This window comes from Paenibacillus sp. J22P15, from assembly GCF_056269345.1.
This window is the reverse complement of sequence record NZ_JBWDNT010000024.1, coordinates 19,224-42,059: the sequence shown is the minus strand read 5'-3', so window position 1 is coordinate 42,059 and position 22,836 is coordinate 19,224. Positions and strand designations below refer to the sequence as shown.

The following is a 22,836-nucleotide window of genomic DNA, read 5'->3' as shown; positions in this document are numbered from 1 at the left end:
AAAAACACGCACCGACTACTAGTCGCTGCGTGCCATTCGTCTATAAAACAGAGTTGAAATGAAGTTTACACATGCAGCACGATACGATCATCAGCCAGTTTCTTACCGCTAATTTGCTCAAATTCGCCAAGCAATTGTTCAACAGTAAGATCCTTTTTCCGTTCTTCAGGAACATCAAGAATGATTCGGCCCTTATCCATCATTATTAGTCTATTGCCAAGACGGATCGCCTGCTCCATATTATGAGTAACCATAAGTGTAGTTAAATTCATCTCACGAACAAGGTTTTCCGTTAATATAGTAATGAGCTCCGCTCTTGAAGGATCAAGAGCAGCGGTGTGCTCATCCAGCAATAAGATTTGCGGTCTAGTAAAAGTAGCCATAAGCAGGCTTAATGCTTGCCGCTCACCACCCGATAGTAAACCTACCTTTGCACCAAGTCGATTCTCAAGTCCAATTCCAAGACGCTGCAGCTCTTGTTTAAAAATCGTACGTTTTGCGCGTGTTACTCCAAACGAGAAGCCACGAGACTTACCTCGCGCATATGCAATCGCCAAATTCTCTTCAATAGACATACGTGGCGCTGTACCTGCCATCGGGTCTTGGAATACCCGACCAATCCAGCGGCTGCGCTCATACTCTGATAGTTGACTAATATTATTGCCGTCAATTCGAACCTCACCGGCATCAGGCTTCATCACACCGGAAATAATGTTCATTAAAGTTGACTTCCCTGCGCCGTTACTACCGATAACTGTAATAAACTCGCCTGGCTTCATAATAAGGTTAGCGCCTACGAGCGCTGTTTTCTCATCCACAGTACCAGGATTGAACAGCTTGGACACTTTAACAATCTCCAACATTAGCGTCCACCTCCAGGCTGCGTTTTATCCAACGACGCCAACATTTCTGCCGTTCGCCTTTTTGCTGTGTTTTTTTGCTTCCATGCTCGTCTTACTGAAGGTACGATCAAAGCAAAAATAATGATTACAGCAGTAATCAGCTTCATATCGGAAGTTTCCAGCCATTCTACACGGAGAGCAAACGCGTAAATGATCCGATAAATGATCGAACCAAGTACTACAGCTAATGTAGCTCTAAAGATCGTGCGTGATCCGAATATAGCTTCACCGATAATAACTGAAGCAAGCCCTATTACGATCATTCCAATACCCATGCTGTTATCTGCATATTTATTGTAATGTGCGACTAATGCACCTGATGTTGCAACTAGTGAATTTGACAAGGCCACTCCAAATATCGTCGTATTGTCGGTATTTGCACCAAAACTGCGAATCATACGAGAGTTATCCCCAGTTGCCCGAAGGCTTAAACCGATATCTGTTCGGAAAAATAAATCGAGAATCAGCTTAACCGCAACAACAAAAATGATCATTACAAGTATAGTTGAAACATTATCAAATAAATTTTCCTGACCTCTTAGGGAAACATTCGGTTTACCCAAAATTCTTAAATTGATAGAATATAGAGCAATCATCATAATAATACCCGACAATAACCCATTTATCTTACCCTTTGTATGGAGTAATCCCGTACAAGTTCCCGCTATTGCTCCTCCAATAAATGCGCATATTACAGCAATCCATGGAGCAGTTCCATTTACCGTCAAAACTGTACCGATAGCTGCGCCTGTTGTGAAGCTGCCATCCACCGTTAAATCCGGAAAATCAAGAATCCGGAACGTGATATATACTCCAAGTGCCATAAGCGCATACAATAAACCACTCTCTACAGCTCCCTGCATCGATACGAGCATATGACATACCTCCTTTTTCATAACAATGGGGTGAACGAGTAGCCCGGTCACCCCATTGTTACCTATACTTTTACGATTTTAAGTTAATGAATATGAACTTACTCTATGATGTTGCTTTCTTGATCTTTAACGAATGCTTTCATCTCATCAGTAACGGTAATGCCTTGCTCTGCTGCTGCTTTCATATTGAAAATGAAATCAAGCTTCTGTGGTACGGTAACATCCATTTCAGCTGGTTTTTTGCCATTTTTCAAAATCTCAACAGCCATTTCACCAACTTCATATCCATGATCAAAATATTTGAAGCCTACAGCTGCGAATGCGCCTTTTTCCACCGTATCACGATCAGCCGAGAAGAAAGGAATGTCATTATTATTAGCAACTTCAATAATGGCATCTACACCGCTTACTACCATGTTGTCCAAAGTAATATAGATGGCATCTACACGACCAACAAGTGAATCAGCAGCTTGCTTAACATCAGACGAGTTAGCTACAGCAGCTTTAACAAGCTTAATACCATGCTCTGCAAGTGCTTTCTCAGCAATGTCACCCATTACAACCGCATTAGGTTCGCCTTCATTAATGACAAGACCTACATTTTTCACATTAGGAAACTGCGCCGCGATAAAATCCATCGTTTGTTTAATCGCATCTGGATTTGTATCTGAAGCACCTGTAACATTGCCGCCTGGTGCTTTCAATTGCGTTACGATACCTGCATCAATTGGATCTGTTACAGCAGCGAACAACACAGGGAAATCCTTCACTTCATCTACTAAGCTTTGTGCTGTTGGAGTAGCGATCCCTAGTGCAAGGTCACTTTTGCTAGTTGCAATTTTTTGCGCAATGGTGCCTATATTCGCCTGCTCACCCTGTGCATTATTAAAATCAATTTTTAAGTTTTTGCCTTCTTCAATACCTGCATCTTTAAGTGCTGCAATAAAACCTTCGCGTGTCGCATCTAAAGACGGGTGCTCAACAATCTGCGAAATGGCAATCGAATACTGTTTTTCACTGTTGCCTGAACCAGCTTTATTGCCGTCGCTCTCTGCACCTGATTTACCAGAGTTGGCACCACATGCTGCTGTTACTACCATGACCGAAGCTAATACCAGACTAAGTAAAAACTTTCTGTTCATTCTTTAAAACCCCTCTCGTCTTATAAGTCCTCTTGAATCGAAGCCTCTTGCAAGAATACATGTACAGCAAAGCATCATCGCTTTCTCTCATTAAAGAGTATGACTGAACCGTGTGACTGATTTTTAATGAACAAAGGACAAGCCTCACTTACTATTCCTTAATATTAAGGGGGTTAGAGGTGTACAGTCAATGAATAGTTATATGTAAAACTATGTTATAAGTCCTATTGACCAAATTAGATGATAAAATAATAAAAAGCCCTCACCGAAGTGAGGGCTTTTGTCATTCATAGCGGCTAAAGCCGCCATAAATTATTTTTGGATAGAAGCTACAGCGCCAGCGCCTACAGTACGGCCGCCTTCACGAATAGAGAAACGAGTTCCCTCTTCAACAGCGATTGGAGCGATAAGCTCAACCGTTACAGTGATGTTGTCGCCAGGCATAACCATTTCAGTACCTTCTGGAAGGTTGATGATACCAGTTACGTCAGTTGTACGGAAGTAGAACTGTGGACGGTAACCAGTGAAGAAAGGCTTGTGACGGCCACCCTCTTCTTTAGTAAGAACGTAGATTGAAGCTGTGAAGTTAGTGTGTGGTTTAACCGAACCCGGTTTAGCCAAAACTTGTCCACGCTCGATGTTGCTGCGGTCTACACCACGAAGCAAAGCACCTACGTTGTCACCAGCTTGAGCAGAGTCAAGCAGTTTACGGAACATTTCTACGCCTGTTACTACAGACTTACGGGACTCTTCTTGAAGACCGATAATTTCGATCTCGTCGCCAACTTTGATAACGCCACGCTCAACGCGACCTGTAGCAACAGTACCACGGCCAGTGATTGTGAATACGTCCTCGACAGGCATAAGGAAAGGCTTAGCTGTGTCGCGCTCTGGAGTTGGGATGAAAGTATCAACTTGCTCGAAAAGCTCGACGATTTTGTCAGCCCAAGGACCATCTGGGTTAGCAAGTGCTTCACGAGCAGCACCACGGATGATTGGAGTGTCGTCACCTGGGAACTCATACTCAGAAAGAAGATCGCGAACTTCCATTTCTACTAGCTCAAGAAGCTCTTCATCTTCAACCATGTCGCATTTGTTCAAGAATACTACGATGTAAGGAACGCCAACTTGCTTAGAAAGCAAGATGTGCTCACGAGTTTGTGGCATTGGGCCGTCAGTAGCGGATACTACAAGAATAGCTCCGTCCATTTGTGCAGCACCTGTGATCATGTTTTTAACATAGTCGGCGTGACCTGGGCAGTCAACGTGTGCGTAGTGACGAGCAGGCGTCTCATACTCAACGTGAGCTGTCGAGATCGTGATACCACGCTCGCGCTCTTCTGGAGCTTTATCGATTTGGTCGAATGCAGTTGCTACACCGCCGTATTTTTTAGAAAGTACAGTTGTGATAGCTGCTGTCAAAGTCGTTTTACCGTGATCGACGTGACCGATAGTACCGATATTAACGTGCGGTTTGTTACGTTCAAATTTAGCTTTAGCCATTGAACTTGAGCCTCCTCAATATATCATGAATTTTATAGGTGGGCCGGCATCTGGTTTGCAAGCAAACTTAGTTGACGGCCAAAAACAATTAGTTTAGAAGGACAAAAGCGATTATTCGCCTTTGTTCTTAGCAATAATCTCATCAGAGATTGATTTTGGAACTTCTTCATAGTGAGAAAGTTCCATAGAGAATACGCCGCGTCCTTGAGTACCGGAACGTAGTGTAGTGGAATAACCAAACATCTCGGAGAGAGGTACCTTGGAGCGGATAATTTGTGCACCTGCACGAGTATCCATACCTTCGATACGACCACGACGGGAGTTAAGCATACCCATAACATCGCCCATGTACTCTTCTGGAACAGTAACTTCTACTTTCATGATTGGCTCAAGAAGAACTGGCTTACATTTTTCTTTGGCAGCTTTAAGCGCCATCGAACCTGCAATTTTAAACGCCATCTCCGAGGAGTCAACATCATGGTATGATCCGTCAACAACAACAGCTTTAACATCAACGAGCGGGAAGCCGGCTACTACACCGTTCTTCATTGACTCTTCGATACCAGCCTGGATAGGAGCGATAAATTCACGAGGAATTGATCCACCAACTGTTTTGTTTTCGAATATGAAGCCTGAACCAGGCTCAAGTGGTGAAAACTCAACCCAACAATGACCGAATTGGCCTTTACCACCGGACTGACGAACGAACTTACCTTCAACCTTCGCAGCTTGACGGAACGTTTCACGGTAAGCAACTTGTGGTTTACCAACGTTTGTCTCAACTTTGAATTCGCGGAACATACGGTCAACTAGAATCTCAAGGTGAAGCTCACCCATACCAGAGATAATCGTTTGGTTTGTTTCTTCATCCGTATGTGCACGGAAAGTAGGATCTTCCTCAGCAAGCTTGGAAATAGCGATACCTAGTTTATCTTGGTCAGCTTTCGTTTTTGGTTCGATAGCAACCGAGATAACCGGCTCAGGGAAGTTCATCGATTCAAGAATGATGACGTTCTTCTCTTCGCAAAGTGTATCGCCAGTAGTTGTATCTTTAAGACCAACAGCTGCAGCGATATCGCCGGAATAAACTTCCGTGATCTCTTGACGGCTGTTTGCGTGCATTTGAAGAATACGTCCAATACGTTCACGTTTGCCTTTAGTTGAGTTAAGGACATACGAACCGGATTTGAGTACGCCTGAATACACACGGAAGAAAGTCAATCTACCAACGTAAGGGTCAGTCATGATTTTGAATGCCAGCGCCGCGAACGGAGCTGAATCTGAAGATGGACGTTCGCCTTCTTCACCATCTTCAAGAGTACCTTTGATAGCTGGTACATCAAGTGGGGAAGGAAGGTAATCCACAACAGCATCCAACATCGGTTGAACACCTTTGTTACGGTATGAGGAGCCAGCTACAACTGGGAAGATTTTAACTTCGCAAACACCTTTACGGAGTGCTGCTTTAATTTCTGGAATAGTGATTTCTTCACCTTCCAAATATTTCATCGTTAATTCTTCATCCAATTCTGCTACTTTCTCAATCAATTCCGTGCGAAGTGCATCAACTTGTTCTACATACTCCGCAGGAATTTCAACTTTCTCAGGGTCCTTACCAGTATCGTCTTTGTAGATATAAGCTACACGTTCAACGATATCGATAATTCCTTTAAAGTCGCTTTCCGCGCCGATAGGAATTTGAATTGCAACGGCATTGGCACCAAGACGTTCCCGCATGTCTTTAATAACATTTAGGTAATCTGCACCAATGATATCCATTTTGTTTACGTACGCAATCCGAGGTACGTTGTAACGATCAGCCTGACGCCATACGGTTTCAGACTGTGGCTCAACGCCTTCTTTTGCACTGAAAACCCCAACGGCCCCGTCCAATACGCGTAGGGAACGTTCAACTTCAACAGTGAAGTCAACGTGTCCCGGGGTGTCGATAATATTAATGCGGTGTCCATGCCATTGAGCAGTCGTCGCGGCAGACGTAATCGTAATACCGCGCTCTTGTTCTTGTTCCATCCAGTCCATCGTAGCAGCACCTTCGTGCACTTCTCCGATTTTGTGAGTACGGCCCGTGAAGAACAAGATCCGTTCAGTAGTTGTGGTTTTACCGGCATCAATATGCGCCATAATCCCGATGTTACGCGTATTATTCAAGGAGAACTCTCTTGACATAAAATTGTCTCCTCTCGAATGTAAAGATTCTACCAGCGGTAGTGAGCAAACGCTTTGTTTGCTTCAGCCATTTTGTGAGTGTCTTCGCGCTTCTTAACAGCTGCGCCAGTGTTATTGGAAGCATCTGTGATTTCAGCAGCTAAACGCTCTTCCATCGTTTTCTCACCGCGGTTACGTGAGTAGTTCACGAGCCAACGGAGACCAAGTGCCGTACGGCGCTCTGGTTTAACTTCGATAGGCACTTGATAGTTTGCACCGCCGACACGGCGTGCTTTAACCTCAAGTACAGGCATAATATTTTTCAAAGCAGCTTCGAACACTTCCATCGGATCTTTACCCGTGCGTTCTTGAATCAGTTTGAAAGCATCATACAATAGTGTTTGTGCAACGCCTCTTTTACCGTCAAGCATAATGCGGTTGATTAGGCGTGTTACCAGTTTGCTATTATAAAGCGGATCTGGAAGCACATCGCGTTTCGTTACAGGACCTTTGCGTGGCATGAGAAAGTCCCCCTTTCTTCTAATAGTCGCTATTTCTAGCATTTCAATGACCCGTTAGGGTTATACTTATGATTTTTTAACTTTCGGACGTTTCGTACCATATTTCGAACGAGCTTGCATACGGTTGTTAACACCCGCAGTATCAAGTGCTCCACGAACGATATGATAACGTACTCCTGCTAAGTCTTTTACTTTACCACCACGGATCAATACAACGCTATGCTCTTGCAAGTTGTGACCGATACCCGGAATGTAAGCCGTAACTTCTAAGCGGTTCGTTAAACGAACACGAGCATATTTACGAAGTGCGGAGTTCGGTTTCCTTGGAGTCATAGTTCCTACACGAGTGCACACACCGCGTTTTTGAGGAGCGCTGATGTTTGTAGCTTCACGTTTCAATGCGTTGAAACCTTTTTGCAATGCCGGCGATTTCGATTTAACGACTTTCGCTTGGCGTCCTTTACGGACTAGCTGGTTAATAGTTGGCATGTTGCCACCCCCTTCCCTATATTCATGTCTTTTGAAAATATAAGCATTTATAAATTTGTTATTTATAAATCAACTTATATCCTTTCGCGTAAGCGAGCTCTTTCCACCAGAAGACGGCAATAGCCGTTTACGCTTATATGGTAGACATTTTACCTAAATTTAAGCCCACAGATCCAGGCGGTTCATCAAAGAACAAACAAAAGTTCTCGCCAGTTAATCATCGTTAAATAATCAACTAACAAAAACGGTTATTGCGTTATTCTTCTTCGGTAACGAGCGCTGCCATTGCGGCCCCGACATCGATGCCGCAGGTTTCCCCGAGGTCTTCCATCGTATCGACCCATTTCATTGGAACTCCCGACCGCTCACATAGATGAACAATTTTCTCTTTCATCTGCGGATCTGCATCTCGTGCAACATAGACTTCAATGGCCTTTTGCTGCTCGATCATCTTAGTCGTCTGCTTCGCGCCAACTTTGAATTGCATGATAATCACCTTCAATTCTTCCATTCAGCGAATGCACAATTAGGCACACTTCGATATAGTACCACCTACTATGTGCTTGTGTCAAGAACCTTCAGGGATAATCATTTGTAAACATTTTGTAAATGAATTTCATACTGTAAACATGCAAAAGAGCGATCATCTTCCGCTTCCTATTAAAGCGGAAGATGTCACACTCCTTCGTTATAGTTTAGTATCCGGTTCTAAATACGAGAGTTGCTCCGACAACTAGTCGACGGTCACAGCTTCTGTTTCAAGTTCACCTTCAACTACAGTAGTAGCTTCATCTTCTAGGCCAGCAAAACGAATGTTACGATAACGGGCCATTCCAGTACCTGCTGGAATCAACTTACCGATAATAACATTTTCTTTGAGTCCAAGCAACTGGTCAACTTTGCCTTTAATAGCCGCATCAGTCAAAACGCGAGTTGTTTCTTGGAAGGAAGCTGCTGACAAGAACGAATCTGTCTCAAGCGATGCCTTCGTAATACCGAGCAAAACTGGTTTTGCAACAGCTGGTTCGAGATCTGCGAAGATCGCAGCGCGGTTTTGAGCTTCATATTCATGAATATCAACGAATGCGCCAGGAAGCAACGTTGTGCCGCCTGCATCTACGATACGAATTTTACGGAGCATTTGTTTAATCATGACCTCAACGTGCTTGTCATTGATTTCTACCCCTTGATTTCGGTAAACGCGCTGTACTTCTTGCAAAATGTAGTTTTGAACGCCACGAATACCTTTGATGCGCAGCATATCCTTAGGGTCAATCGAACCATCAGTCAGCTCATCGCCGGCTTCGATTTGTTGACCTTGCGTTACGCGAATACGCGAACCATAAGTAACGGCATACACTTTCGATTCCGCTTCACCTTGTACCTCGATTTCACGACGGTCTTTAGCTTCACGAATTTCTTTAACCACACCGTCAAGCTCAGAAATAATTGCTTGACCCTTCGGATTACGCGCCTCAAACAACTCTTGGATACGCGGCAAACCTTGTGTGATATCATCTCCCGCAACGCCGCCTGTATGGAACGTACGCATTGTGAGCTGTGTTCCTGGCTCCCCGATTGATTGAGCTGCGATAATACCTACCGCTTCCCCAATTTCAACGTGTTTACCAGTTGCTAGGTTACGTCCGTAGCAGATCTTACATACGCCATGACGAGCACGGCAGCTTAGTACGGAACGAATTTGGAGCTTTTCAACGCCAGCGTCAATAATTGCATCCGCTTTGTTAGAGTCAATCAACTCACTGCGGTTAACAATAATTTCACCTGTTATTGGATTACGAACCGTTTCAAACGCATAGCGGCCTTCAATACGGTCATAAAGATCTTCAATAACCTCTTTACCGTCTTGAATTTTGCTTACGGAGAAGCCTTTATCCGTACCACAATCTTCTTCACGAACGATTACGTCTTGTGCAACGTCAACAAGTCGACGAGTCAAGTAACCGGAATCGGCAGTACGAAGTGCTGTATCGGCTAGACCTTTCCGCGCTCCGTGGGTCGAGATAAAGTACTCGAGTACCGTCAGACCCTCGCGGAAGTTCGATTTAATTGGCAACTCGATGATACGACCGGATGGATTGGCCATCAATCCGCGCATACCGCCAAGCTGTGTAATTTGAGATTTGTTACCCCGTGCTTTGGAGTCCACCATGAGCATGATGTTGTTATAACGATCCATCGATTTCATAAGAATATCGGTGATTTCGTCTTTACACTTACTCCAAATGCTGATAATCCGGCCATAACGCTCTTCGTTTGTAATCAAACCACGACGGTATTGATTCATAACGGTAGCTACCTTCTCATCAGAGAGCTTCATGATTTCGTTTTTCTCTTTCGGGATGATAACGTCGGACACGCCGATCGTAATACCAGCCTTAGTAGAGTAAGTGAAGCCAAGCTGCTTAATACGGTCAAGAAGCATCGCAGTAAGCGTTGTGTGGTATTTACGGAAACATTCCGCAATAACTAACGCAAGATAGTCTTTACCTACAGCACTTGGCGTGTCGATTGCATCCAGGAACTTAGGAAGATCGGCACCTTTTTCGTATACGAAATATTTATCAGGCGTACCTTGCAATAGGTTCGTTTTCGTTGCTTCGTTGATGTAAGGGAAATCTTCAGGGAAAATTTCATTGAAGATTACTTTACCAACCGTCGTAACGAGTAACGATTGTTGCTGTTGCTCGGTGAAATTAACTTTTTTAAGCACACGCACTGGAATCATAATTCTCGCGTGCAAGGAAACAATACCACGTTGGTAAGCAGAGATTGCTTCGTTAATGGTACCGAATACGGAACCACTACCTTTAGCTTCTTTGTTATCCATCGTCAAGTAGAAGCTTCCTAGAACCATATCCTGTGAAGGAGTAACGACCGGTTTGCCGTCTTTCGGGTTAAGGATATTGCCTGATGCAAGCATTAGCAAACGTGCTTCCGCTTGTGCTTCAGCAGACAACGGAACGTGAACAGCCATTTGGTCACCGTCGAAGTCAGCGTTATAAGCTGTACATACGAGTGGGTGAAGCTTAATAGCGCGGCCTTCAACCAAGATAGGTTCAAATGCTTGAATACCTAGTCTATGGAGCGTCGGGGCACGGTTAAGCAATACCGGGTGCTCCTTGATTACTTCCTCAAGAACATCCCATACCTCAGGGCTTACGCGTTCAACCTTGCGCTTCGCACTCTTAATATTATGTGCCAAACCTTTATTAACAAGCTCTTTCATTACGAAAGGCTTGAACAATTCAAGTGCCATTTCCTTCGGAAGACCGCACTGGAACATTTTGAGGTTAGGGCCTACTACGATAACCGAACGACCAGAATAGTCAACCCGTTTACCTAGTAAGTTCTGACGGAAACGTCCTTGCTTACCTTTCAGCATGTGGCTGAGAGATTTAAGTGGACGGTTACCCGGACCTGTAACAGGGCGACCGCGACGACCGTTATCGATCAACGCATCAACCGCTTCTTGCAGCATCCGTTTTTCATTTTGCACGATAATATCAGGAGCACCCAAGTCTAGCAGACGCTTCAGACGGTTGTTACGGTTAATAACACGACGATACAAATCATTAAGGTCAGAAGTCGCGAAACGTCCACCATCAAGCTGTACCATCGGACGAAGTTCAGGAGGGATGACAGGAAGCACGTCTAGAATCATCCATTCCGGTTCGTTACCGGAATTACGGAATGCTTCTACCACTTCAAGGCGCTTGATCGCACGATTGCGTCGTTGCCCTTGAGCTGTACGCAGTTCTTCCTTCAATTGCTCTAGTTCTTTATCAACGTCGATATCTTGCAAAAGTTTTTTTACAGCTTCGGCGCCCATACCAGCATGGAAACCATACCCGTACTTCTCACGATAGCTGCGGTATTCTTTCTCCGAAAGAAGTTGTTTTCTCTCAAGCGGGGTATCACCTGGATCCGTTACAACATAGGATGCAAAATAAATGATCTCCTCAAGCGAACGAGGCGACATATCTAGTGCAAGACCCATACGGCTTGGAATCCCTTTGAAGTACCATATATGAGAAACTGGAGCCGCTAGCTCGATGTGACCCATACGTTCACGACGAACTTTAGCGCGAGTTACCTCAACGCCGCAGCGATCACAAACGACGCCTTTATAACGGACACGCTTGTACTTACCGCAATGACATTCCCAGTCTTTCGTAGGTCCAAAAATTTTCTCGCAGAAGAGTCCTTCCTTCTCCGGTTTTAAGGTCCTATAGTTGATCGTCTCCGGTTTCTTAACTTCTCCGCGGGACCACGAGCGAATTTTATCCGGCGAAGCCAGACCTATCTTCATATACTCGAAGTTGTTCACGTCCAACAAGGAGCAACCCTCCTCCGTCATGTATGACAATGTCTATCTAATCAGCTAGATTCCGTCATAGGCGCGTGACCATGTGACGGAATCCAGCAACTAGTTTATTCAGCAGCGCCGACTTCGGCACCTTCTATATTGAGGTTCAGCTTATCGCCAGTAGCCTCGTCTTCATCATCCATTTCCTTCATTTCGATCTCTTCTTCATTCTCTGATAGGATTTTGACATCCATACCTAAGCTTTGAAGCTCTTTGATCAAAACTTTAAACGATTCCGGAACACCTGGTTCTGGTACGTTTTCACCCTTAACGATGGATTCGTACGTTTTAACACGACCAACCACGTCATCGGATTTAACCGTCAATATTTCTTGAAGCGTGTACGCAGCGCCATATGCCTCAAGCGCCCATACCTCCATCTCCCCGAAACGTTGACCACCGAACTGTGCTTTACCACCGAGCGGTTGTTGTGTAACAAGTGAGTAAGGACCAGTGGAACGGGCATGGATTTTATCGTCGACCATGTGCGCAAGTTTGATCATGTACATGACCCCAACTGTAACTTCACGTTCGAAATTTTCACCTGTCCGGCCGTCATACAGTACCGTTTTACCGTTACGCTGCATGCCTGCTTCTTCCATTGTATCGAAAACGTCATTCTCGCGCGCGCCGTCAAATACTGGCGTAGCGGCGTGGATGCCGAGATGCTTACAAGCCATACCCAAGTGAACCTCAAGCGCCTGACCGATGTTCATCCGCGATGGAACGCCGAGCGGGTTAAGAACAACCTCTACTGGTGTGCCATCTGGTAGGAACGGCATATCTTCTTCAGGCATGATACGAGCGATAACCCCTTTGTTACCATGACGGCCGGCCATTTTGTCACCTTCGGAAATTTTCCGTTTTTGAGCAATATAAGCACGTACCAATTGGTTAACGCCAGGCGGCAATTCATCGCCGTTCTCACGAGTAAACACTTTTACGTCTACAACGATACCATCCGTACCATGCGGTACGCGTAGCGATGTATCACGAACTTCACGAGCCTTCTCACCGAAGATAGCGTGCAGCAATCTTTCTTCCGCAGTCAATTCCGTTACACCCTTAGGCGTTACTTTACCAACAAGGATATCGCCAGCGCCAATTTCAGCACCGACACGAATGATACCGCGCTCATCCAGGTTGCGAAGAGCTTCTTCACCGACATTCGGAATGTCACGAGTGATTTCTTCCGGTCCAAGCTTCGTATCACGAGCTTCAGACTCGTACTCCTCGATGTGAATGGATGTATAAACATCCTCTTTCACGAGTTTCTCACTCAGTAGGATCGCATCCTCATAGTTGTAGCCTTCCCACGTCATAAACGCTACGACAACGTTGCGTCCAAGAGCCAATTCACCCTTTTCAGTAGAAGGACCATCTGCAAGGATATCACCTTTTTTAATTACATCGCCTTTTCGTACGAGCGGGCGTTGATTGATGCACGTTCCTTGGTTAGAGCGCATAAACTTGTGTAGCTTATGTTTCACCAAGTCACCAGTAACCGGCTTGCCATCGACTTGCTCTACGCGGCGAAGCCAGATTTCATTAGCGGAAGAACGTTCGATTATACCGTCATGTTTCGCAACGACACAAACGCCGGAGTCTTTCGCTGCCTTGTGCTCCATACCAGTACCAACAAGTGGTGATCTAGGGATAAGAAGCGGAACCGCCTGACGTTGCATGTTTGATCCCATTAGGGCACGGTTGGAGTCATCGTTTTCCAAGAATGGAATTAACGCTGTCGCAACGGATACTACCTGTTTAGGAGATACATCCATGTAGTCTACGCGATCACTAGGCATGGTCAAAATGTTATCAGCTTGTTTATTGTAACGAACGATCGTGTTCTCTTCTGCAAACTTGTCTTCCGGAGTAAGCCTTGCATTCGCTTGCGCGATTACATAGTTATCTTCCTCATCAGCAGTTAGGTATGCGATTTGTTCTGTTACAATTCCTGTCTTCGGATCTACCCAACGATATGGCGCTTCAATGAAGCCATACTCGTTTATGCGAGCAAAGGATGACAAGGAGTTGATCAAACCGATATTCGGGCCCTCTGGCGTCTCGATCGGACACATCCGCCCATAGTGGGAGTGATGGACGTCACGAACTTCAAAGCCCGCGCGTTCCCGAGTCAAACCGCCGGGTCCGAGTGCGGATAAACGACGCTTATGCGTCAGTTCAGCAAGCGGATTCGTTTGGTCCATAAACTGGGACAGCTGCGAGGAACCGAAGAACTCTTTTATAGATGCAATAACCGGACGAATGTTGATTAGCGCCTGCGGCGTAATTGCATTCGCATCTTGAATGGACATTCTCTCGCGCACTACGCGCTCCATCCGAGACAAACCGATACGGAATTGATTTTGAAGAAGCTCGCCTACAGAACGCAAACGACGGTTACCCAGATGATCGATATCATCCGTGCTGCCTACGCCATGAAGCAAGTTAATAAAGTAGTTAATGGAAGAAATGATGTCCGCAGGCGTAATATGCTTCACGGATTTATCAATAATGCCATTAGCAATGACTTTAATTACTTTGCTTTCGTCATAAGGTGAGAATACGCTGATTGTTTGTAGTGGAATACTATCAGCATCCAATACACCATTTGCAACGTGGTATGTCTTAAATCCAACGTCTTTCTCGAGTTTTTCAAGAATTTCATCAAGCAAGCGACGGTCAATCATTTGTCCTGACTCAGCGATAATTTCGCCAGTTGTAGGATCAACAAGATTTTCCGCAAGCCTTTGATTGAAAAGACGGTTCTTAATGTGAAGTTTTTTGTTTATTTTGTAACGGCCTACATTGGCCAAGTCATAACGTTTTGGATCAAAGAAACGAGCAACTAGCAAGCTCTTCGCATTATCCAAAGTTGGAGGTTCGCCCGGACGAAGACGCTCATAAATTTCGATAAGCGCTTTTTCAGTCGAATCCGTGTTATCTTTGTCTAACGTGTTGCGAATATACTCATCATGTCCTAGCAACTCTAGAATTTCAGCATCAGTACCAAATCCAAGCGAACGCAAAAGTACCGTTACCGGTATTTTCCGGGTCCGGTCAATACGAACGTAGATGATGTCTTTAGCATCCGTTTCGAGTTCTAGCCATGCGCCACGGTTAGGAATAACTGTAGCTGTGTAGTTTTTCTTCCCGTTCTTATCGACCTTCGTGCTGAAGTACACACTCGGGGATCGAACCAATTGGCTGACTATGACACGTTCAGCTCCGTTAATAATAAACGTACCTGTCTCTGTCATAAGCGGGAAATCACCCATGAAAACTTCTTGTTCCTTTACTTCGCCAGTCTCCTTATTGAAAAGTCGCACCTTAACGCGTAAAGGAGCTGCATACGTCACATCGCGTTCTTTTGATTCATCGACCGAATATTTCGGTTCGCCCAAGCTATAGTCGATAAACTCAAGCGATAGATTGCCCGTAAAGTCCGAAATCGGAGAAATATCTTGGAACAACTCAATTAAGTCGCTGTCCAAAAACTTCTCATACGATTTTTGTTGGATTTCAATCAGGTTCGGGACTTCCAGCACCTCGTTGATCCTGGCGTAGCTTCTGCGCGCGCGCCGACCATACTGAACAAGTTGTCCTGCCAACTTAACCTCACCCCTCATGTCTGTATCACAGCATCGATAATCACTGCGTCACTATAGACGAACCAGCCGCCTATATAGTCAAATAAAGAAAAGCCCTTATCGAATGGTTCGAAAAAAGAGCATGTTCCGGCAGTTAACAAATCACAGCGCGGCTGTGATAGTCTCATATCAAATAATTTTGCCCAAAACGTAAACATTATACGTCAATTGTGTAAAACTTATGCATTCCGCGCTTTAAATTTACACTTGACATTTTAGTTAACTAAAGAGATCGAGCCCAATTTAATGCTGACATTTTATAATCTTACCATATCTAAAATGTCAAGTCAATAAATATTATTCAATTTTCAAACGGATTTCAAAACCATCTTTTCCTTTTTTTACCTAACCTTTTACAGCTCGGAAAATACGATAGCCTTTATCCTTCGTTACTTCTTCAACCTCTGTGAATAATGATTCCAGTTTCGCCTTGGCTGAAGGTGCGCCTTGCTTCTTCTGAATGACTACCCACATGCTTCCGCCTTGTTCCAGCAACTCATAACCTTCTTCAAAAATCCGATGAACAACCGTTTTGCCCGCTCTTATTGGCGGATTCGTTACGATAACATCGAATTTTAAATGCTTAACGGCATCGAATAGATCACTTTGCAAAACCGTAACATTCGAAATTTTGTTTAGCATCGCATTTTCGCGTGAAAGCTCAACCGCTCTTTCATTTATATCAATCATCGTTACTTGCCCTTGCGCGGCGAGTTTTGCCGATGTTAATCCAATAGGACCATAGCCGCAGCCAACATCCAGAACCTTCGCTTTAGCATCCAGCTCCAATACATCAATCAACACCTGACTCCCATAATCGACTCCCGATTTAGAGAATACGCCAGCATCCGTCATGAATCGGAATGAAAAGCCTCGAAGAGACACTTCATGAATTTGACGATTATGCTTCACATCTGGGCTCTGTGAGTAATAGTGATTCGACATTATTCATCACTCCCCGCTATTCCATAGTGCTTCGAATGTAACCAATGCCGCGTTTCCTCTTCGACACGGATACAATTCTCGTTGAAGGATAAGAATGAATAAGCCTAAAACTTATACATTCTTATCCTTCAACATAGAACGAACCCCTTGAAACCTGACGGTTCAAGGGGCTCGCCAGCCGATTCATCATTCAATCGCATGATCAGCTTATTCTATTGAAACAATACTACTTAACTTCTACGGAAGCGCCAGCTTCAGTAAGCTTAGCTGCAACAGCTTCTGCTTCTTCTTTAGAAACTTTTTCTTTAACTGCTTTAGGAGCGGAATCAACCAAGTCTTTCGCTTCTTTCAGGCCAAGACCTGTGATTTCGCGAACAACTTTGATTACGTTGATTTTTGAAGCGCCAGCGCCGTTAAGGATAACGTCGAATTCAGTTTGCTCAGCTTCTACAGCTGCGCCAGCTCCTGCTGCTGCTACTGGAGCTGCTGCAGTTACGCCGAATTCTTCTTCAATTGCTTTAACAAGGTCGTTCAATTCAAGAACGTTCATAACTTTAATCGCTTCTAAGATTTGTTCTTTAGACATGATTATACCTCCGGGAATATGGTTTATTTTTTTGTTATATCAGGCAACCGACTTTTGTCGGTTCATTACTAAAAGAGACTCTTGAATAAAATTAAGCTTGTGCTTCTTGTTTCTCGCCGACTGCTTTAACTGCAAGCGCGAAGTTGCGCACTGGAGCTTGCAATACGCTGAGGAGCATAGAGAGCAAACCGTCGCGGGACGGAAGTTCCGCAAGAGCCTTAATTTCTTCTTGAGATACGACTTTACCTTCAACAACGCCGCCTTTAAGTTTCAAAGCATCGTTTTTCTTAGCGAAATCGTTCAAAATTTTTGCTGGAGCAACAGCGTCTTCGTTACCGAATGCAATTGCTGTAGGACCTGTAAGAATTTTGTTCAACTCTACATAATCCGTACCTTCAGTTGCGCGACGAACGAGCGAGTTTTTAAGAACTTGGAATTCAATCCCTGCTTCACGAAGCTGTTTCCGAAGTTCAGTTACTTGCGAAACGTTCAATCCACGATAGTCAGCTACTACTGTACTGGAGCTAGCAGCAATTTTTGCTGCGATTACCGCAACTGCTTCTTGTTTCTCTTGGATGATATTTGCGTTAGCCAAACTGTACACCTCCCGTAATAGTATACATTCCGTTAATTACGACGGGCTTTCCACGCCTCGATGCATGAGAAAGGCCTTCGCAGACACTGCGAAGGCCATGATGTCGTTATCGCGCATCAATCCAGAATGGATCGAATGTTGCTTACAAACGTTTTATCATAACACCTCGGTAGGAAATTAAGCCTTAAGGCACCTACTGTCTACGGTATGCGTATTCGAATTTAGTTCCGTTCTTCTTAGCGGAATGCCGCTGTAGAAACACGAGCGCCAGGGCCCATTGTTGAAGAAACGGCAATGTTTTTCAGGTAAACACCTTTTGACGCAGCCGGTTTAGCACGATTAAGTGCATCGATCAATGCTTTGAGGTTCTCGTTGAGTTTCTCAGCATCAAAAGATACTTTACCGATTGGCGCATGGATTTGACCTGCTTTATCAAGACGGTATTCAATCTTACCGGCTTTGATTTCTTGAACGGCTTTAGCAACGTCAAACGTTACTGTACCAGCCTTAGGGTTAGGCATCAAACCTTTACCACCAAGGATACGTCCAAGTTTACCAACTTCAGCCATCATATCCGGCGTTGCTACGCAAACGTCGAATTCGAACCAGCCTTGTTGGATTTTGTTGATCATGTCTGCATCGCCAACAAAGTCAGCACCCGCAGCTTCCGCTTCTTTCACTTTTTCGCCTTTTGCGAAAACGAGAACGCGTTTTGTTTTACCAGTACCGTGTGGTAGTACAACTACGCCACGAACTGCTTGGTCTTGTTTACGAGGGTCTACACCCAAACGAACTGCTACTTCAACGGACTCGTCAAATTTAGCTGTCGCTGCCTTTTTAACAAGATCGATTGCTTCTTGCGGCTCGTATGTTGCTTCGCTGTCAAACAGCTTAGCAGCTTCTACATATTTCTTACCTTGTTTAGCCATTTAAATTTCCTCCTTATGTGGTTGTAGCGGAAAATCCTCCTAAGGATGATCCTCCCACTCGCGAAAGCCGAAGCTAACGCAAAGCAAGCTACTTCGCGGTATTAGTCAACAATAGTTACGCCCATGCTGCGAGCAGTACCTTCAACCATACGCATTGCTGATTCTACAGACGCTGCGTTCAGATCCGGCATTTTTTGCTCAGCGATTTCGCGAACTTTGTCACGTTTCACAGTAGCGACCTTTTTCTTGTTAGGCTCGCCTGAACCTTTTTCGATACCAGCTGCGACGCGTAGCAATACTGCTGCCGGCGGCGTTTTTGTTTCGAAAGTGAAAGAACGGTCTTCAAATACTGTAATAACAACCGGAATAATCAAGCCTGCTTGATCTGCGGTACGAGCATTAAACTCTTTACAAAACGCCATAATGTTAACGCCTGCTTGACCTAGTGCTGGACCGATCGGTGGCGCTGGGTTTGCTTTACCTGCAGGAACTTGCAATTTGACCATCTTGATGACCTTTTTTGCCATGCCTGACACACCTCCTTACCCTTTATTCCATGCGTAAATAGCATCCGCCTCAGTTAAGGGGCATCGCTACTTCGCGTCCAAACCTCCACCGGATTAACTCCGGTGGGCTTTAGAAACCAGATATTATATCTTCTCCACTTGAGTGTAATCCAGCTCTAGTGGGGTCTCCCTGCCAAACATGTTTACATGAACTTTCAACTTCGCTTTGTCCAGCAAAATCTCTTCTACTGTACCAACAAAATCTGCGAAAGGACCTACTTTGACGCGAACGGCTTCTTTCAAATCGAACTCGATTTTCGGTTTTGGCTCATCCATGCCCATGTGCTTGAGTATTTGCTCAACCTCATCTGGCAAAAGAGGAATCGGCTTCGAACCGGAACCTGTTGATCCTACGAATCCAGTCACACCTGGTGTATTCCGAACAACGTACCATGAATCGTCGGTTTGAACCATTTCCACAAGAACATAGCCGGGATAGACCTTACGTTGGATGACCTTCTTCTTGCCATCCTTCTCTACCACTTCTTCTTCCATAGGAACAAGCACACGGAAAATCTTATCTTCCATGCCCATTGATTCAACACGGCGCTCCAAATTGGCTTTCACCTTGTTCTCATAACCTGAGTAGGTATGCACGACGTACCATCTTTTTTCCATCACAAATCCACCTTTGGACCCTTCTTAAACAATGAGTTCAACCAGAGACGAGATCCCGATGTCAAGAAGCCAGAAGTAAATAGTTACAAACGTGATCGTGAGCAAAACCACAATCGAATAGCTTGTCAACTCTTTACGGTTTGGCCAGCGGACCTTTTTAAGTTCCGCCCAGCTGTCGGCAAAAAAACTAAACGTTGTACCAAAGCTTTGCTTTAGTTTAGCCAAAAATGCCACGTTCACACCTCCATTTGACTATCTCGTCTCGCGATGAGGAGTCTGCTCGTTACAGAACTTGCAAAACTTCTTCAACTCGATGCGGTCGGGGTGATTGCGTTTGTTCTTGCTGCTCGCATAGTTTCTCTGTTTGCAGTTTGTGCATGCCAACGTGATAATTACCCGCATTGAATTACACCTCCCGAACTGCTACAAAATACGAATCATGAAGCTCTATATGAAAGTTCATTGATTCCAATACCAAAACGAAAAAAACCTCGATCTTAGGCCACTTAAACACTTTATCATACAGCAATTTTGATGTCAATGTAAAAGATAAGTGTTAAGCCTGTGAATGATTGGAAACCTTAACGACATCGGGCTCGTATCTATTAGTATAGTCTACTTTTGCCCATTTAAAACAGAAAGGACCGTAGATTCCACCTAGACACCGCCAGCTGGAAGACAGTCCTCGTAAAACATTATTTACTTATGAATGCGGCTAACCGCTAAGGTCTCTGACTTCCAAGTAGCGTTCGAGCTTACGTTTCACCCGTTGAAGTGCGTTGTCAATGGATTTCACATGCCGATCCAAATCAACAGCAATCTCCTGATACGATCTTCCATCCAAATAAAGCATAAGCACCTTACGTTCAAGGTCGCTTAATATTTCGGACATCTTATCTTCTAAGCCGATGAATTCTTCTTGATTAATAATTAATTCTTCTGGATCAGATACTCGCGTACCACAAATGACATCCAACAGCGTGCGATCCGAATCTTCATCATAAATGGGCTTATCGAGCGATACGTAGGAATTTAGCGGAATGTGTTTTTGACGCGTGGCTGTTTTGATGGCGGTAATAATTTGCCTTGTTATGCACAATTCAGCAAAGGCTTTGAAGCTTGCAAGCTTGTCCCCTTTGAAATCTCGAATTGCTTTATATAGACCAATCATACCCTCCTGCACGATATCTTCACGATCCGCACCTATAAGAAAATATGAACGCGCTTTAGCTCTCACAAAATTCTTATACTTGTTGATCAAATATTCCAACGCCATGCTGTCGCCATTGCGGACCGCTTCGACGATATCCTCGTCCGTACTGCTGTCATACTCGAGCGTACTCCATTCTTTGAGGTCGATACTCACGAACTATCCCTCCGGCCTGCAAGGCGTACACTGCTAGATTCGTATTCACGCAAAGCTATCTGATTGAACTCATTGTTATGAGATCAACAGCGTTTCACGTCGAAAGATAAGAATGTATACTGAGTAAAATCAACACGTTCTTATCGCTAATAATAGAGTCAGTATACATTATGTAACCTTACACCGTCAACCAATCCACACCCCGAAATCTATCAATATACTGGTGATTTTGTAACTTAGTGGAATGTTGATCGCTATTCATTCCAGATCCTTTTTGCACCTTATAATACTCTTATTCCATTTACTTCTTCCCGCGGCGAAGTTTCTCAAGCTGACTGCGTATCTCAAGACTAACCATCCCGTCTACCGAATTGCGTTTACCTGGCTTATCCTCACGGAGGGTAAGTTCAATGTCTTTACGGTTTTGATTAATATCTATAAGCAGCTCTCGAGCGGATATACGGAGCGCCCCCTTACCGAATGCCACATGCTGCTCTACCAAATCAGAAGTCGCTACGTAAATATTTCTGCGCCTTGCAAACAACTCCGAGCAAAGGCGTTCAATACATTCATCAGCTGTTTCCTTCTCTTTCGTGTAGACAATAGTCAACCTATGGTGCCGGTAAGTGGCGCCTATTCCAGGAACCTGATGAGCGTCAAACACGATATAAACTTTCATACCTGTAAAACCTTGATAGTCCGCCATTAAATCCAACAACTTGTCCCGCGCGTCTTCCAGATCATGTTCCTTCAGCTTCTCGAGTACCGGCCAGGCACCAATTATGTTATAACCGTCGACTAATAAAATATCGTCGCGCCGGTTCATAATCTAAATGCTCCGGCGCTGCCGAACGACCTCATACATAAGAACACCGGCTGCAACAGAAGCATTTAGCGAGTTCAATTGGCCAAGCATTGGGAGTTTAACGAGAAAATCACACTTCTCCTTAATGAGTCTCCCCATACCCTTGTTCTCGTTGCCAATTACTACTACAAGCGGCATATCAAATTTCATTTTATATACATCCTGTGAAGCACTTACATCGGTACCTGCTACCCATACTCCCGCTTCCTTAAGCTTTTCGATGGTCTGGGCTAAATTGGTCACACGAGCAACCGGTACATGCTCAGCTGCACCTGCAGAAGTTTTCAATACCGTAGCCGTCAGTCCAGCAGCACGACGCTTCGGAATAATGACGCCATGGACGCCTGTGCATTCAGCTGTACGCAGGATAGAGCCTAAGTTATGAGGATCTTCAATTTCATCCAACAGCAAGATAAAAGGAACCTCATCACGTTGCTTCGCTCTCTCCAGTATCTCCTCAACCTCCACATAAGCGAAAGCGGCTGCCTGAGCAACAACGCCCTGATGTGTAACTCCAGGAACTAAGCTGTCGAGTTTCCTCTTGTCTACAAACTGTACGACGATACCGGCTTTTTTGGCTTCCGCAACAATCGGCTGCGTCAACGTTTTCTGTGCACCGTCAGCGATCCATATTTTATTAATCTCACGGCCGGAACGCAGAGCTTCCAGCACAGGATGTTTACCGGCAATCATTTCATCTTGGTCTTGCAATGTTTCCTCTGTCA

The 22,836-nt window shown here is 44.6% G+C and carries 21 protein-coding genes and 1 other annotated feature; all 21 genes read right to left on the bottom strand.

The genetic code is table 11. The features are described 5' to 3' along the window. Positions 1–65: 65 nt before the first annotated feature. Entirely contained in the window at positions 66–863 is a 798-nt protein-coding gene (locus AC0YN6_RS26960) for an ABC transporter ATP-binding protein (RefSeq protein WP_475750898.1), read from the bottom strand. Next, complete coding sequence (locus AC0YN6_RS26955; protein ID WP_475750896.1) at positions 863–1,777, bottom strand: ABC transporter permease; 915 nt, start codon at positions 1,775–1,777, stop codon at positions 863–865. Before AC0YN6_RS26955 ends, AC0YN6_RS26960 begins: the two co-directional genes overlap by 1 nt. A gap of 98 nt (positions 1,778–1,875) precedes the next feature. Beyond that, the gene (locus AC0YN6_RS26950) at positions 1,876–2,919 is read right to left on the bottom strand and encodes an ABC transporter substrate-binding protein (RefSeq protein WP_475750894.1); all 1,044 of its coding nucleotides are present in this window, start codon (positions 2,917–2,919) and stop codon (positions 1,876–1,878) included. A 312-nt stretch (positions 2,920–3,231) separates the two neighbouring features. Beyond that, entirely contained in the window at positions 3,232–4,422 is a 1,191-nt protein-coding gene (gene tuf / locus AC0YN6_RS26945) for an elongation factor Tu (protein WP_475750892.1), read from the bottom strand. Positions 4,423–4,533: 111 nt separating this feature from the next. Next, a complete protein-coding gene (fusA, locus tag AC0YN6_RS26940; protein WP_475750890.1) occupies positions 4,534–6,609 on the bottom strand; it encodes an elongation factor G in 2,076 nt (691 codons plus the stop codon). A gap of 29 nt (positions 6,610–6,638) precedes the next feature. Continuing rightward, positions 6,639–7,109 (bottom strand): 30S ribosomal protein S7, encoded by a 471-nt coding sequence (gene rpsG / locus AC0YN6_RS26935; protein WP_028609662.1) that lies wholly within the window; start codon positions 7,107–7,109, stop codon positions 6,639–6,641. A 66-nt stretch (positions 7,110–7,175) separates the two neighbouring features. Further along, positions 7,176–7,598, bottom strand: coding sequence for a 30S ribosomal protein S12 (gene rpsL / locus AC0YN6_RS26930; protein ID WP_054025332.1), 423 nt, complete (start codon positions 7,596–7,598; stop codon positions 7,176–7,178). A gap of 256 nt (positions 7,599–7,854) precedes the next feature. Next, positions 7,855–8,085: a ribosomal L7Ae/L30e/S12e/Gadd45 family protein gene (locus tag AC0YN6_RS26925; RefSeq protein ID WP_475750887.1), complete on the bottom strand. Its 231-nt coding sequence runs from the start codon at positions 8,083–8,085 to the stop codon at positions 7,855–7,857. Between the two features lie 246 nt (positions 8,086–8,331). After that, complete coding sequence (gene rpoC, locus AC0YN6_RS26920; protein WP_475750885.1) at positions 8,332–11,958, bottom strand: DNA-directed RNA polymerase subunit beta'; 3,627 nt, start codon at positions 11,956–11,958, stop codon at positions 8,332–8,334. A 95-nt stretch (positions 11,959–12,053) separates the two neighbouring features. After that, a complete protein-coding gene (gene rpoB, locus AC0YN6_RS26915; protein WP_475750883.1) occupies positions 12,054–15,602 on the bottom strand; it encodes a DNA-directed RNA polymerase subunit beta in 3,549 nt (1,182 codons plus the stop codon). A 384-nt stretch (positions 15,603–15,986) separates the two neighbouring features. Then, on the bottom strand, positions 15,987–16,586 hold the full coding sequence (locus AC0YN6_RS26910) for a class I SAM-dependent methyltransferase (protein ID WP_475750882.1): 600 nt from the start codon (positions 16,584–16,586) through the stop codon (positions 15,987–15,989). Positions 16,587–16,812: 226 nt separating this feature from the next. Continuing rightward, on the bottom strand, positions 16,813–17,172 hold the full coding sequence (rplL, locus tag AC0YN6_RS26905; protein WP_475750881.1) for a 50S ribosomal protein L7/L12: 360 nt from the start codon (positions 17,170–17,172) through the stop codon (positions 16,813–16,815). Positions 17,173–17,263: 91 nt separating this feature from the next. Beyond that, on the bottom strand, positions 17,264–17,767 hold the full coding sequence (rplJ, locus tag AC0YN6_RS26900) for a 50S ribosomal protein L10 (RefSeq protein ID WP_475750879.1): 504 nt from the start codon (positions 17,765–17,767) through the stop codon (positions 17,264–17,266). Between the two features lie 57 nt (positions 17,768–17,824). Then, positions 17,825–17,991: a sequence feature (ribosomal protein L10 leader region), on the bottom strand. A gap of 12 nt (positions 17,992–18,003) precedes the next feature. After that, positions 18,004–18,696, bottom strand: coding sequence for a 50S ribosomal protein L1 (rplA, locus tag AC0YN6_RS26895; protein ID WP_475750878.1), 693 nt, complete (start codon positions 18,694–18,696; stop codon positions 18,004–18,006). A gap of 101 nt (positions 18,697–18,797) precedes the next feature. Next, positions 18,798–19,223, bottom strand: a complete 426-nt coding sequence (rplK, locus tag AC0YN6_RS26890) for a 50S ribosomal protein L11 (protein WP_054025340.1) — start codon at positions 19,221–19,223, stop codon at positions 18,798–18,800. Between the two features lie 123 nt (positions 19,224–19,346). After that, on the bottom strand, positions 19,347–19,880 hold the full coding sequence (gene nusG, locus AC0YN6_RS26885) for a transcription termination/antitermination protein NusG (protein WP_475750875.1): 534 nt from the start codon (positions 19,878–19,880) through the stop codon (positions 19,347–19,349). 24 nt (positions 19,881–19,904) lie between these two features. Continuing rightward, complete coding sequence (gene secE / locus AC0YN6_RS26880) at positions 19,905–20,114, bottom strand: preprotein translocase subunit SecE (RefSeq protein ID WP_475750874.1); 210 nt, start codon at positions 20,112–20,114, stop codon at positions 19,905–19,907. Positions 20,115–20,132: 18 nt separating this feature from the next. Then, positions 20,133–20,282, bottom strand: a complete 150-nt coding sequence (gene rpmG, locus AC0YN6_RS26875; protein ID WP_015847242.1) for a 50S ribosomal protein L33 — start codon at positions 20,280–20,282, stop codon at positions 20,133–20,135. Between the two features lie 313 nt (positions 20,283–20,595). Continuing rightward, positions 20,596–21,246: an RNA polymerase sporulation sigma factor SigH gene (sigH, locus tag AC0YN6_RS26870; RefSeq protein WP_475750872.1), complete on the bottom strand. Its 651-nt coding sequence runs from the start codon at positions 21,244–21,246 to the stop codon at positions 20,596–20,598. 301 nt (positions 21,247–21,547) lie between these two features. Continuing rightward, entirely contained in the window at positions 21,548–22,072 is a 525-nt protein-coding gene (locus tag AC0YN6_RS26865) for an NYN domain-containing protein (protein WP_475750870.1), read from the bottom strand. 3 nt (positions 22,073–22,075) lie between these two features. After that, positions 22,076–22,804 (bottom strand): 23S rRNA (guanosine(2251)-2'-O)-methyltransferase RlmB, encoded by a 729-nt coding sequence (gene rlmB, locus AC0YN6_RS26860; RefSeq protein WP_475750942.1) that lies wholly within the window; start codon positions 22,802–22,804, stop codon positions 22,076–22,078. Positions 22,805–22,836: the final 32 nt, after the last annotated feature.

Bases quoted from the DNA above. Each gene is read 5' to 3' on its own strand.
- AC0YN6_RS26960 (WP_475750898.1), bottom strand. From the start codon at position 863: ATGTTGGAGATTGTTAAAGTGTCCAAGCTGTTCAATCCTGGTACTGTG.
- AC0YN6_RS26955 (WP_475750896.1), bottom strand. From the start codon at position 1,777: ATGCTCGTATCGATGCAGGGAGCTGTAGAGAGTGGTTTATTGTATGCG.
- AC0YN6_RS26950 (WP_475750894.1), bottom strand. From the start codon at position 2,919: ATGAACAGAAAGTTTTTACTTAGTCTGGTATTAGCTTCGGTCATGGTA.
- tuf (WP_475750892.1), bottom strand. From the start codon at position 4,422: ATGGCTAAAGCTAAATTTGAACGTAACAAACCGCACGTTAATATCGGT.
- fusA (WP_475750890.1), bottom strand. From the start codon at position 6,609: ATGTCAAGAGAGTTCTCCTTGAATAATACGCGTAACATCGGGATTATG.
- rpsG (WP_028609662.1), bottom strand. From the start codon at position 7,109: ATGCCACGCAAAGGTCCTGTAACGAAACGCGATGTGCTTCCAGATCCG.
- rpsL (WP_054025332.1), bottom strand. From the start codon at position 7,598: ATGCCAACTATTAACCAGCTAGTCCGTAAAGGACGCCAAGCGAAAGTC.
- AC0YN6_RS26925 (WP_475750887.1), bottom strand. From the start codon at position 8,085: ATGCAATTCAAAGTTGGCGCGAAGCAGACGACTAAGATGATCGAGCAG.
- AC0YN6_RS26910 (WP_475750882.1), bottom strand. From the start codon at position 16,586: ATGTCGAATCACTATTACTCACAGAGCCCAGATGTGAAGCATAATCGT.
- rplL (WP_475750881.1), bottom strand. From the start codon at position 17,172: ATGTCTAAAGAACAAATCTTAGAAGCGATTAAAGTTATGAACGTTCTT.
- rplA (WP_475750878.1), bottom strand. From the start codon at position 18,696: ATGGCTAAACAAGGTAAGAAATATGTAGAAGCTGCTAAGCTGTTTGAC.
- rplK (WP_054025340.1), bottom strand. From the start codon at position 19,223: ATGGCAAAAAAGGTCATCAAGATGGTCAAATTGCAAGTTCCTGCAGGT.
- nusG (WP_475750875.1), bottom strand. From the start codon at position 19,880: ATGGAAAAAAGATGGTACGTCGTGCATACCTACTCAGGTTATGAGAAC.
- rpmG (WP_015847242.1), bottom strand. From the start codon at position 20,282: ATGCGGGTAATTATCACGTTGGCATGCACAAACTGCAAACAGAGAAAC.
- AC0YN6_RS26865 (WP_475750870.1), bottom strand. From the start codon at position 22,072: ATGAACCGGCGCGACGATATTTTATTAGTCGACGGTTATAACATAATT.
- rlmB (WP_475750942.1), bottom strand. From the start codon at position 22,804: ATGATTGCCGGTAAACATCCTGTGCTGGAAGCTCTGCGTTCCGGCCGT.